This is a genomic window from Sulfitobacter sp. HI0129 (assembly GCF_001635395.1).
GTDB lineage: Bacteria > Pseudomonadota > Alphaproteobacteria > Rhodobacterales > Rhodobacteraceae > Sulfitobacter.
In genome coordinates this window covers 68,772-81,523 of sequence record NZ_LWGH01001044.1, presented here as the reverse complement: position 1 = coordinate 81,523, position 12,752 = coordinate 68,772, and the positions used below count along the sequence as shown (strand labels likewise).

9 protein-coding genes are annotated in these 12,752 nt (G+C 62.7%); 5 read left to right on the top strand and 4 right to left on the bottom strand.

Annotated elements, in window-relative coordinates; translation table 11 throughout:
* On the top strand, nt 1–303 hold a 303-nt coding region (locus A3764_RS25540), incomplete at its 5' end, for a PDZ domain-containing protein (protein ID WP_161487534.1).
* The gene (gene gspD, locus A3764_RS22405) at nt 300–2,261 is read left to right on the top strand and encodes a type II secretion system secretin GspD (RefSeq protein ID WP_067922067.1); all 1,962 of its coding nucleotides are present in this window, start codon (nt 300–302) and stop codon (nt 2,259–2,261) included. The genes A3764_RS25540 and gspD, both read left to right, overlap by 4 nt.
* Nucleotides 2,262–2,291: 30 nt before the next feature.
* Here the strand turns inward: gspD and A3764_RS22400 are convergent, their stop codons facing one another.
* Nucleotides 2,292–2,726, bottom strand: a complete 435-nt coding sequence (locus tag A3764_RS22400) for a MarR family winged helix-turn-helix transcriptional regulator (RefSeq protein ID WP_150120694.1) — start codon at nt 2,724–2,726, stop codon at nt 2,292–2,294.
* Between the two features lie 95 nt (nt 2,727–2,821).
* The gene (locus tag A3764_RS22395; RefSeq protein ID WP_067922061.1) at nt 2,822–3,274 is read right to left on the bottom strand and encodes a c-type cytochrome; all 453 of its coding nucleotides are present in this window, start codon (nt 3,272–3,274) and stop codon (nt 2,822–2,824) included.
* Nucleotides 3,275–3,423: 149 nt separating this feature from the next.
* On the opposite strand from A3764_RS22395, the gene idi reads away from it, so the two are divergent.
* The gene (idi, locus tag A3764_RS22390) at nt 3,424–3,966 is read left to right on the top strand and encodes an isopentenyl-diphosphate Delta-isomerase (RefSeq protein WP_443069105.1); all 543 of its coding nucleotides are present in this window, start codon (nt 3,424–3,426) and stop codon (nt 3,964–3,966) included.
* Nucleotides 3,963–4,856 (top strand): oxygen-dependent coproporphyrinogen oxidase, encoded by an 894-nt coding sequence (gene hemF, locus A3764_RS22385; RefSeq protein ID WP_067922055.1) that lies wholly within the window; start codon nt 3,963–3,965, stop codon nt 4,854–4,856. The genes idi and hemF overlap by 4 nt, the downstream gene beginning before the upstream one ends.
* On the opposite strand, the gene hemE is transcribed toward hemF, so the two are convergent.
* A complete protein-coding gene (gene hemE, locus A3764_RS22380) occupies nt 4,853–5,893 on the bottom strand; it encodes a uroporphyrinogen decarboxylase (protein ID WP_067922052.1) in 1,041 nt (346 codons plus the stop codon). The genes hemF and hemE overlap by 4 nt on opposite strands.
* Before the next feature lie 99 nt (nt 5,894–5,992).
* On the opposite strand from hemE, the gene hemC reads away from it, so the two are divergent.
* Nucleotides 5,993–6,940 carry a hydroxymethylbilane synthase gene (gene hemC, locus A3764_RS22375; protein WP_067922049.1) on the top strand — a complete coding sequence of 316 codons (948 nt, stop codon included), beginning with the start codon at nt 5,993–5,995 and terminating at the stop codon, nt 6,938–6,940.
* Nucleotides 6,941–6,965: 25 nt separating this feature from the next.
* On the opposite strand, the gene A3764_RS22370 is transcribed toward hemC, so the two are convergent.
* On the bottom strand, nt 6,966–12,701 hold the full coding sequence (locus tag A3764_RS22370) for a DUF11 domain-containing protein (protein ID WP_067922047.1): 5,736 nt from the start codon (nt 12,699–12,701) through the stop codon (nt 6,966–6,968).
* Nucleotides 12,702–12,752: the final 51 nt, after the last annotated feature.

Genomic DNA, 12,752 nt, shown 5'->3' with positions numbered 1-12,752 from the left:
ACCTCTACCCGGGGGTTTATCGACATGTGGCGCGAACGCATCAGGGCCAACCCCGCCGAGGTTCTGGACACAATAGGATTGGTTCCGACCGACAACGGCTATAGGATCGCCGACGAACATGACACGGGTGTAAGCCGTGCAGGATTGCAGGCGGGCGATGTGGTGACGACGGTCAATGGTCAGGCAGTAGGTAACGTGGAACAGGATCGTGCGCTTTACGATTCGGTTGCGGCCTCGGGCATCGCGCGTATCGAGGTCGAGAGGAACGGCAAAACCATCGTCATGTCGTTTCCCCTCCAATGAGGGTTTTCTGGCATAGTCTGATCGCCCTGATCCTGACGGTCGCGCTGACGCTTCCGGCACGGGCGCAATCGGATGAAACCTTCGTCATCAACCTGCGGGACGCAGAAATTTCCGTTCTGGTCGAACAGATTTCCGAGATTACGGGCCGGACGCTGGTGCTCGATCCCGGGCTCACGGGCGATGTGACAGTGGTATCCGCCGAGGCGCTGGACAAGGAAGGCGTCTGGTCGCTTTTCCAGTCGATCCTGAAGGTGCGTGGCTTCATCGCCGTGCAGGCGGGCACGATCTGGCAGGTCGTACCCGAAGCCGAAGCGCGTACGGTCAGCGGCCCCACCATCGCGGAGACGCCTTTCGCAGGCAGTCAGGACGTGGTGACGGAAATGCTGCGCCTGACACGGCTGCCATCGGAAGAAGCGGTGCGCGTCCTGCGCCCGCTGGTTGCCGAAGCAGGCTATATCGAAGCAATCGATGACCCCAACGCCATCGTCATTACCGATACGCGGGCCAACGTGGACAGGATCAAGGCCATCGCCCTGTCCTTCGACGGCGACGCCACTGTCCGCTCGGAGGTCATTCGTTTCCGCAGCGCGGAAGCAGCGGCGGTGGGCAATGCGATCCTCGATGTGCTGGGCCCGGCCGGTACGGGCGCGCGCCTGTCGGTCGATCCGAACTCCAACCTTCTTCTGGTACGCGGCACGCCGAGCGACATCGGCGAAATTCGCGATCTGGCCATCGCGCTGGATGTGGCGCCGCCAAACGATCCCCGCGTGGCGGTCTCTACCACCGTGTTCAACCTGCAATACGGTGACGCGGCAGTCATCACGGAGATCGTCAAGGGAACCGTGGGCGACGCGACGGACATCACCAACGCTGTGGCGCAGGATGTGGGCGCAGCGCCCGTAGCGGCTGAAGGTGCAGAAGCCGAGGCCGCATCGCGGTTCGTGCCGCTCGACCGTGTGGTGGAACCCGATGCGGTCACGATCACGGCCTCTGTGGAAACAAACTCAATCATCGTGCGCGGGACCGCGCGTCAGGTTCAGGAAATCGGCAGCCTCATCAAGGCGCTCGACGTCCGCCGACCACAGGTGATGATCGAAGCGGCGATCGTCGAAGTCTCCGGCGATGTGGCGGAACGGCTCGGCACGCAACTCGGGCTTGGCCAGAACTTGCCCGTGGGCGGTATCGCCGCGACCTCCTTCAGCAACGGGGGCGGCACACCGATCAGCGCCATCCTCGCCGCCGTGGGGGTACCCGCAGGCTCCGCCCTGTCCACGGGTGGAACGCTGGGTGCCTCCAGCAACGAATTCGGGCTGCTGGTACAGGCCCTGTCGCAATCGACACGCGCCCGGTTGCTGTCCACCCCGTCTGTCACCACGCTGGATAACGAACCCGCCACCATCGTCGTGGGCCAGAACGTGCCGTTCCGCACCGGCAACTTCTCCACCCAGGGGAACACGCTGACGCCCTTCACTACGATCGAGCGGCGCGATGTCGGGATCACCATGAACGTGGTGCCCCGCATCACTGCGGGCGGGGTCGTTCAGCTGACCATCGAACAGGAAATTTCCAACCTCGTGAACGCGAACGTTCAGGGGGCGGCAGACCTGATCACCAACCGGCGAGTAATCAATACCACCGTCATGGCCGACAACCGGGGCACCGTTGTGCTGGGCGGGTTGATCAGCGATGATAGCACCAGCGGCGAAAGCAAGGTGCCCGGGCTGGGCGACATCCCTGTGGTGGGCGAATTGTTCAAGTCGCGCAGCGCGAACAACACCAGCAGGACGCTTTTCGTCTTCCTGCGGCCGACGATCCTGCGCAACAAGCATGACATTCAGGCCGCATCCAGCAGCCGGTATGACCGGCTGAAAGCCGCCAGCGTGCGCCAGCCGCCGAAGACCATCCTGAAACAGCGCGCCGTCCGCCAGCTGCCCCTGGAAATTCAGGGCCTCTACTGACCGGCTTTGCCACCGGGCGGATAGGGGGCCTCAGCCCCTCCGCCGCTGGTCCATGCCCGCCAAAGAAACAAGGAAGGCGGTAAAGCGCTTCCGCTCCGACGGGGTGATGTTTCGCCAGAGCTTCTGATTGTAATCGTCGGCGATGCGCGACAGGTCGGCATAGGCACGTTCACCCGCGGGGGTGAGCCGCAGGATTTCCTGCCTGCGGTCGGTCGATACTTCGTCCCTTACCAGAAACCGCATGGCCTCTAGGCGCACGACGGCGCGGGACACTTTCGTTTTATGAATCCGCGCCCGCTGCACAATATCGGTGGCGATCAAATCGCCGTAGCGCCCGAGATGAAAGAGCACACGCCAATCCGTGCGCAACATGCCGTATTTGTCTTTGTACGTGCGTTGAAATTCGAGGCTGACCTGCTCCGCCGCCTGGTTGAGCAGGTAAGGCAGGAAATCGGCCATTTCCATACCGGTATCTTCAGGCCCGGAAGGCATGGGCCATCCTTTCGCTTGAGCGGCGGATCGGCAGGGAAAGCGCGGTGCCCCCTGCCCGCCGCCGCTGATCAGTCAGCGCTCTTTTCGACCTCCGGCCCGACAGAAACGAGATAGGCCCAGACATCCTTTGCGTCCTGCTCATCGCGCAGCCGGAAGGACATCTTGGATTTTGCCTTCTTGTCATCGAGATATTCCGCGAGGAACCCCTTGGGGTCCTGCACGTAGGCGACGAACTCTTCCTCGTTCCATTCCAGACCGGCTTCGCCTGCAGCCACGATGGAATCACCATAGCTGTAATCTTCGAGGCTACCCGCCTGACGCTGATAGACACCGTAAAGGTTGGGACCGACCCTGCCACCCTTCTGGATCTCCATTCCGTCGTCCGCAACAACCACGTGACAGGATTTGCATTTGCGGTAGACGTCTTCTCCTGCTTCGGCGTCCCCCGACATATGCGCATCCGCAAAGGCTGCGCCGCCGGAAACGGAAGCTCCCAGAGCCATGATCATCAGTTTTTTCATCGGGCTGCTCCTATCTGTTCCAGCACAAAGATTAGCCTGTACCGGGCGCGAGTAAAGCTTCTCATACGCCCTGCGCCTTCATGTCACCGTGATCGCGCAGTTGCCCTGCGCCCGAAATCTGTGCGACAGAACCGGCCATGGATACGAGCATGATACCCGCCTGGGTCAACGGCGAACTGACCCCCATGGACAAGCTGCAGGTGCACGAACGCGGCCTCCGGCATATGGCCGTTTCGGTATTCGTTTTGGCTGGCGGAGCAATCCTTTTGCAGCGGCGGGCGCTGGGGAAGTACCACACCCCGGGATATTGGGCGAATACCTGCTGTACCCATCCGCTCTGGGGAGAATCCGATGCCGATTGCGCGTGCCGCAGGTTGGAAGAGGAACTCGGGGTTACCGGCCTCACGCCTGAATACCGGGGGCGCGTCGAATACCGCGCCGATGTGGGCGGGGGCCTGACAGAGCATGAAGTGGTCGAAGTCTTCCGCGCCGAAGCCCCGCGTGACCTGTCTGTGCGGCCCAACCCGGATGAAGTCATGGACACCCGCTGGATCACCCGACAGGATTTGGAGGCGGAGTTGCGCGAAAGCCCGGAAATATTCACGCCCTGGCTGCACATCTACATGAAGGAGCACGGGGATTTGATCTTCGACGACGCATCCGCCGCCACACCGGGGGGAACATCCGCATGACGCCCGACTTCGAAACGGAGAAGCGCGAAGCCGCTGCATGGTTCCGTGAATTGCGCGACTGCATCGTGGCCGCCTTCCATGACATCGAGGATGCCCATGGCACTGGCCCCTTGTCGGACCGGCCCGTCGGTCGGTTCGACGTGACCCTGACCCACCGAACCAGCGAAGACGGTTCAGACGCGGGGGGCGGCGAAATGAGCGTGATGCGCGGCGGCCGCGTGTTCGAGAAGGTGGGCGTGAATATTTCCACTGTCCACGGCCTGCTGGGCGAACGCGCCCAGATGGCCATGGCCGCGCGCAAGGGTATCCCCGGCATGGCCGAGGATCCGCGGTTCTGGGCCTCCGGCATCTCGCTGGTGGCGCATATGCAGAACCCGCATGTCCCGGCGGTTCACATGAACACCCGCATGTTCTGGACACCCCACGCATGGTGGTTCGGCGGCGGCGCCGACCTGAACCCCTGCATCGAATACGAAGAGGACACCCGGCATTTCCATGCGGAAATGAAACGCGCCTGCGACCCCCATGGCGAAACGCTCTATCGGGAGCTCAAGGCCTGGGCGGACGATTACTTTTACATCCCGCACCGCAAACGTGCCCGTGGGGTCGGCGGCATTTTCTACGACGACCGCAACACCGACGACTGGCAGGCTGACTTCCAGCTGACCCGTGACGTCGGATCGGCGTTTCTGCCGGCCTATCTGCCGCTCGTCGAACGCCACCGTCAGACCGAATGGAGCGACGCCGACAAGGACGTGCAGCTGCGTCATCGCGGGCTCTATGCGGAATACAACCTCGTTTACGATCGCGGCACCAAGTTCGGGCTGGAAACCGGCCACGATCCTGATGCCGTGCTGATGAGCCTTCCGCCGCTTGCGAAATGGGCCTAGGCCCGCGCGCCGCGAACCGTATCGATCATCAGTTGCACATTCTCCGGGTCTGCGTCCGGGGTGATCCCGTGACCCAGATTGAAGATATGCGGCCCCTTTGACAGCGCCTCGACGATGCGTCGGGTTTCCCGGACGAGCGCGTCGCCCCCCGTTACCATGTGGGAGGATTTGAGGTTGCCCTGTACGCACCCCCGCGTCTGGACGTGATCCGCCACCCATTCCGCCGTCACGCCGTCATCCACGGCGATGCAGTCGGCGCCGATGGCGGCATGGGCCCCCTCATACCGCTCGCCCGCGCCGCGCGGAAAGGCGATGATCGGCACGCCGGGATGCTTCTGCTTCAGGGCCGCGACGATGCGGGCCATGGGCGCGATGGAATAATCCGCGAAATCCTGATCCTCCAGTGAACCGGCCCATGAATCAAAGAGCTTCACCACTTCGGCGCCCGCGTCGATCTGCGCGGAGAGATAGGCAATGGTCGCTTCGGTGATGCGGTCCAGCAATGCTTCGAACAACGCGCGGTTCTCTGCCTTGAGCGCATGGGCAGGCCCCTGATCGGGCGTACCGCGCCCGGCGATCATATAGGTGGCCACCGTCCAGGGGGAGCCGGCGAACCCGATCAGCGTCGTTTCGCCCGGCAATTCACGCGACAGGATGCGAACGGTTTCATAGACCGGGGCAAGGTGGTCATGAATATCGCTCGCTGGCTTCAACGCGTCGAAATCCCGCTGCTCCGTCACGGTAGAAAGCCGCGGGCCTTCCCCGGTAACGAACCAAAGGTCGGCCCCCAGTGCCTGTGGCACCAACAGAATATCGGCAAACAGGATCGCCGCGTCGAAACCGTAACGCCGGATGGGCTGCAATGTCACCTCCGCCGCGAGTTCGGGGTTATAGCAGAGCGACAGGAAATCGCCCGCCTGCGCCCGGGTCGCGCGATACTCCGGCAAATAGCGCCCGGCTTGGCGCATCATCCAGATCGGGGGTGTGGGAAGGGTTTCCCCGGCGAGGGCGCGGAGGATCGTTTTTTGCGATGTCATCTGGAACTTTCGGGGGTTTCTGTCCGGAGGCATCATGTAACGCAGGGCGGGTGGGATACAAGTGTTGGCAGTGTGACGACCTGCCGCTAGGAAGGGCGCATGACGTCCCAGCTCCCCTCCCCCCGCGCACCGCTCAACATCGGCACACGCGGCTCCCCGCTTGCGCTGGCCCAAGCCCATGAAACGCGCGACCGGCTGGCCCATGCCTTCGATCTGCCGTTCGAAGCCTTCACCATCGTTGTCATCAAGACGACCGGGGATCGCATCATCGACCGCCCGCTGAAGGAAATCGGGGGAAAAGGGCTCTTCACTCGCGAGATCGAGGATGCCTTGCTCTCGGGGTCGATCGACATCGCGGTTCATTCGATGAAGGATATGCCCACGCTTCAGCCCGAGGGGTTGTTGCTGGATACCTATTTGCCGCGCGAAGACGTGCGGGACGCCTTCATTTGCCCGGGGGCCAGCACGCTCGACCAACTGTCCGAAGGAACGGTCGTCGGCACCTCCAGCCTCCGCCGACGGGCGCAGCTGAAACTGCGGCGGCCCGACCTTGAGGTGGTTGAATTCCGGGGCAATCTGCAAACACGGCTGATGAAGCTGGAAAAAGGCGTCGCGGCGGCGACATTTCTGGCCATGGCAGGGCTGAACCGTCTGCAGATGAAGGATGTTCCGCAAAGCCCGATACACCCCGATGTCATGCTGCCCGCCGTGGCACAGGGGGCCATCGGGATCGAAAGACGCGCCGATGACACCCGTACGGCAGAGATGCTGGCGGCGATCCATGACGATGAAACGGGCCTGCGGCTTGCTGCGGAGCGGGCCTTTCTGGCCGAACTCGACGGGTCTTGCGAAACGCCGATTGCGGGGCTGGCCGAACTCGACGGCAAGCGCCTGTCCCTGCGGGGCGAGGTGCTGCGCCCCGATGGGTCCGAAGCCATTGCCGATACCGTGACCTGCGCGGTCGAGGACGGGGCCGAGGCGGGCCGGGACCTCGCCCGCCGTCTGTTGAAAGACGCGGGCGAGGGTTTCTTCGACTGGCGCGAATAACCCGGGAGCCTTTGTGCCCGGATCATCAGCCTCCGAGGAACCTGTCGAGCAGCCCCCAAAGGGTTTCATCCAGCTTGAGCCGGAGCCGCAGGAAGAGGCCCTCCTGAAACTGCTCCTGATCGAAAGGCAGGGCGTCTTTCGCGTGGTTGTAGCCAACAGAGATCATCGCCCCATCCGCCAGCACGAAGCCCGCCTCCAGCCCGACGGCCTGACTGGAATAGCCGTCGGAATCCCACATGTGGAACCCATTGAGCGTGGCATGGAACCGGTCCGCCAGCAGTTCCCACGTAAGGCCGGCCTGCACCAACTGCATCAGTGATTTGGCCCGCAGGCTGCCGGGAACATTGTAGGACGCGCGCTGCCCGGCGTACTTCGCGTTGACATAGAAATCGGAATTCACGTCATAGGTGCCTGCCACGGACCACAAATGGTCCGACGTGGTGAAAGACTGCCCCTCCATGCGGTTCTCGTACCATGCGAGGACCTTCAGGCGGGAATCGTCTATCGCGCGGTAGGATGCCCCCACCCGCATGCGGTGCCGGCGCTGGCTCGGCCCGGCGCCGCGGGCGTCATAGGCGTAACGGCTCCGGGCGAGAAAGGTCACCTCGGGGCTCAATGCGCCCGCGATCCCCACATCGGAAAAGCCGGTATAGCCGTCATCTTCCCATGTCTGGTCCAGCGTTCCTTCCGCGATCCAGAGGCCATCCTCCGATTCCCATTTTCCGCCGAGGGAAAGACTGGTCAATCCATCGCCGCTCGTTCCCATGTCAAAGCTGTGTTCCAGCCCAAAGCGCCAGGATATCCGCTCATTGAGTGAAAAATCGGCGTCGAACCCCTGCTTCAGTTGGCGCGTTGCGGCCTCGCCGGTGACGATGCCACTGCGCGCGTCCAGCCAGTCGGTGATGCGGTAGGTCATACCGATGTCCGCGCGGTCCACCCGAGAGCCTTCCGGCCCGAAGGACAGCTCCACGAGGCCGACGACATGCATACGTTCGTTCAGCCTGTAATCCGCCCCGATCAGAAGGCTGCCGACATTGAATTCGGTCTCATGCACGGGCAGTTCGAACTGGAGGTCGAGTTCGAGGTTCCCATCCGCGATCGGGCGCCATTCGACACCGTGCAGCAGCGCCCATTCCGTCGGTTCGCCCGACACATCGCGCAGCTCCCGCGAATAGCGCAGCCCGTCCACGCGGATGAGCGTTTCGTCGATGACCCGCCGCAGGGCCACCTCTGCCGCGAGATATTCCCGCCCTGAGAGGCTATCGATCACGTATTCCGCGTTGCCTGACAGGGTATGCCGTTCCGACAGGCGATATTCATAGCTGAGCCTTGCCTGCCCTGTGCCCTTCCGGGTCGGGGCGTTCTGTATGTCGAAAAACTCCGACGCGTGGGAGGCTTCGAGGTGAACCCGGGCGTTTTCCGAAACATGTTCGGCTGCGATACGCACCGCTTCGCCCTTGTTGCCTGCGACATCACCGCTCTGTGCCACTTCGACGACCACGGTATCCCGGGGCGTGATACGTGCTTCGGCAAAGGCTGATGTCACCCCGAAGCGCTCTGCCGTTCCGTGGCGCCCGTCGGATTGCACATTGCGCAGGCCGACTTTCAGACGCTCGCTTACATCCGCGACCACCTGACCGCCGTAAAGCCAGTATTTCTCAGCCGTCCGCCCCTCCACCTGGTAGGAAATGCGCACCGATACGGGATTGCCTTCATCGTCCTGCTGGGCCACCGGCACGTCGAAGATGATCGTGTTCAGGAAATAATCGAGCACGTAATCCGTGAGGCGGCGCAGTTTGCGGGTGCTCAACACCTCGCCGGAGTCCTCGTCCCGCACGAGGATCTCAACCAGTTCGCTGCCTTCCCGGTAGTCGGTAAGGTTCACATCATAGGGGCCTGAAACACCGCGACCGGCAAATTCCACCTCCCGCGACTGCTGGTCCGTGCGCGCCGCAAAGACCGAAACCTTCACGCGCTCCCCCTCATGGTGGACCTTGGCCCCCGTGGTCAGCCCGCGATAGCCGCCCAGCGCAAAGGCGGGGTCCGCCGGTTCGATAGCAAGATCGCCATAGAGCATGTACGAGGCCCCCCGCTCCACCTTCACGAAGAGGTTGGAGGAAGACTGCGCATCAAATCCGCGCTCCGAACTGTCGCCATATACCGGGTAGTATTGATCGGCACGGATATCGCGGAAGAGCCGTTCGTCGGCGTCCCGGTCGCTGCCATAGCGCAGGGTCAGCAGGGCGCCACCCCGGATCCGCCCTTTCAGATAAAGCTGGCCGCGCAGGCCGGTTGTCGTATCCTCGAAGGGGCCCAGCGCATCGGTATCGATCATGTCATGGCCGCGCTTCAGCCCGACGGAACCTTCGATGATCCCGACGAGCTGGCGGCTCTTCAGATCCGGGATCAGCATGATACGGGCCTTCGCACTGTCAAAGCTGGTTCTGGCAGAGATATCCTGCGGCCCCGCCGCCTGGGAAGCGAGAAGCCCGAAGGTTGCTTCGCCATTGTCGACATAGGCCTGGATGCCGGGCTGTTCCTCGCGAATGTCCGTCACGTCCCAGACCGAACCGCGCGCTTCAAGGGTCACGACGGCGGAGCCCTGCGCAATGGCACCGCGGTTGTCCAACAGCCGTACGACCACCGGGATCACGGTACCCTGAATGGCGGGCGCGTTGGGCGGCGCGATGATTTCGAGGGTCGCGGGATCGCCCGGGGCGTTCAGGGTGATCGTCTTTTCCCGCCGGGGGATGCCAAAAGGATCGGTTCCGATCAGGCGAATGCTGTTGGGACCGGGGTTGAGCCTGACGGCCACGAGTTCCATCGCCTTGATGCCGCCCCGCTCCCATATGACGCTTTCGCCGACACGACCCGAGCCGATCCGCTCCCCGTTGACTTCAACGTGGAGCGCGAGGTCGAGGGGACCTTTGACGCGAATGTTGGTAGTCCGACGGGGGGCGTCCTGCCCGTCTGACAGGTCGATGAAATCGAACCCCTTTTCCATGTCGCGGATCAGGTCTTCGAGGGTCGCGGTACCCTCACTTGCTCCTGCCCCGTCAGTGTCCTCCGGCGGGGTCAGATCCTCGCCACGGTAGATCTGGGTCCCGGTGGAAAGGCCTGCCTCACTGCGGGCGCTGCGCTGATCGGGTGTCGTCGTGTCGATGGGAAGGTCGGACAGCAGGTTTGCATCCTTCCCCTCGCGGTCGGACAGTTTGCGGTGCCGCAACACGACATCGCCGCGAATGTCTCGTTCACATCCGATCAGGGGGAAGTCTTCTGCCTGCAATGCACCGCGGGAGAGGGTGACCATGCGCGATCCCGGGCGCCCCATGTCACCCACACGGCTGGCCAGCGGCTCCGCCCCTTCGGGCAGGGTTTCCGTCTGCAACGCCAGCACATGCGATACGGGGCGCAGACCAAAGAGCGAATAGCGCCCGTCCTTGTCCGTGACGACGCTGATGCCTTCCTGCGTTACGATACGCACACCGGGAACACCCAGTTCTTCCGCCTCGTCCCGCAGGCCATTTTCGTTGCAGTCGAGGTAGACGGAACCCATGATCGACGCCCGCCGGGAAAACACGCCACCTTCGGGGTTGAGCCGCACTTCGGCTCGCGCGATGTTGGATTCGCGGTGCTGACCGGTCCCCGCCTGATAGCCCGACAACACCGCCTCGTTGATGCGCTTGCCGGCCTGTGTGGTCGGCGTGAACCGCACAAGATATTCGAGTGATCTTGAACCGAGGGGGGTGATCTCCCCCATATCGAAAACCAGCTGACCCGCCTCGTTCAGCACCGGATCCGCAATCGTTTCGCCGCCCAGCCGGGCGGAGCCGGGGATATAGAGGGCATTGCGCGGAAACTTGTCCGCAACCTTGGCCTGCTGCAGGGATTGCCGCATGTTGTTGGTGGCCTTGACCGTATAGAGCACGAATTCATTGGCCTGCACTTCCGGTTTGTTGACGGATTTCTCCAACGTCAGCGGCACCCCGTAGTAGGGATCGAGCGGCACATCCATCAGGAAGACCGGACCGCTGGTATGGGAAAAGGCATGCCCGTAGGACCCTTCCATCTCGACCCGGCGCTCGAAACCACTGAACGCCGTGCGGGTGGAGGGGAATTCATAGCTGGCGGGCGGGCGCACTTCGATCCGATAGGTATCGGTATGTGCATGGCCTAGGCTGAAGAAGCCGTTCTGTGCCGTTTCGACCATCGCCATGCGATGGCCCGACATGTCCATCAGCATGACAGTCGCGCGCGAAACAGGCTCGTTCGTGATGCTGTCGAAGACGAAGCCGCCGGGTTCGACCTGCAGGTGGCCGGTGGCGGAATCCCCGGCGCATTCGGACGTGGCATGAAGCGTATCGGCCTGCCCCGAAGCGATGACCCCGTCGAATGATACCGGCGACTGCATCGACACGATCGGCATGGGGGCGGAGCGGAACTCACCCGAGTTTGGCGCTGTTTCGGTGGCGCGGATCAATTCTTCATCCCCGGTCCGCTCGCTGCGCACCGCGATTTCGATCACATCGATTTCCGGCGTCGTATTGCAGCGACCGGCGATGAGCCGAAGACCCGTATCCATGCCGGTATCGGCAAACTCCATCTCCGCCCCTGTGGCGGGGTCCATGAAGCTGAGCGCCTCGGACATTTCCATATCTTCGAAGAGGGCCATGCCCACTTCGTTCGATCCGATCCGGGCCACGTTTTCATCGGAGAGGTGATAGGTTTCGGCGATGTTCAACACATCGACCGGGCCGCGCGATGTCAGGGCTTCTACCGTGAAGCCCACCCGCGACATACGTCCAATGGCGTAGTCCTTCGGCGACAGGAAAGCCACGGCATCGACGGTTGCAAGGTCTGCCGGCGGGGCGGTGACGAAATCGAATTGCGGCGTCCCGTGAACGTGGAACAGCTCCATCAGGTTGGCGTTCTCGTCGATCCGTACGAACCGCGTGTTGAGCGGCACCGGGTCGTAGACCAGAACGCCCGCTGCGCGCGCACCGTCAATCCGGATCGGCGAACCGCCTACCTCGTCGTAAACCTCGATGTCTTCCTTGCCGTTGTTGTGCAGGTCGAGCGTATAGGACAGCAGCATGCCATCTTCGGTCTCTGCGTGCTCGACGCTCTTGCGCAATTGTAGAATGTGGTTCGAGATCGAGACTTTGCCGGTGGCCGTACCGTGATGGATCACCGGCATATCCGTCGCGGGTGAGATTCCTTCGACCAGCAGTTCACTCTCCATCGAAGCCTCGAGGTGCGCGGAAGGGGAAATCGAGAACCGGTAGATAAGGTGCATGGTTTCACCGACCGGCAGATCGAGCATGTTTTCACGCAGCATCACGGGATCGGCCCGGTCGATCCGCCCGTTGCCTTCCATGTCCTGAAACAGGTCGGTGGCCATCATCATGCCGGCGGGCCCCGCATGTGCGATGCGCCAGGCGGCGAGAATGGGTGCATTGCCGGTGTTGGAAACCTTGAAATGGAATTCGCCCCAGTTGCCTGCCGAAAGCAACAGATCGGAATGACCTTCTATTTCGAGCGCGGGGACCGCGGCTACCACGGCTTCGACGCGGTTCGACAGGACGGTTTCGGTGATGCCGAGCCGGGTGTTGAAATAATGTGCCGACGCGACGTTGATGATCCGGGTTCCCGCCTCGACCGCCATGGCGGGAGTGGCAAGCAGGGACAGTGCGACCAGCATCGACAGCAGAGCGGCGATGGCGCTGGCCCACAGTTGAAGGATTGGCGACGAAGGACGCATGGCACAGATACCCGAAATAATAGGAGAATGGGGGGAGAGGGTGTCACCCGG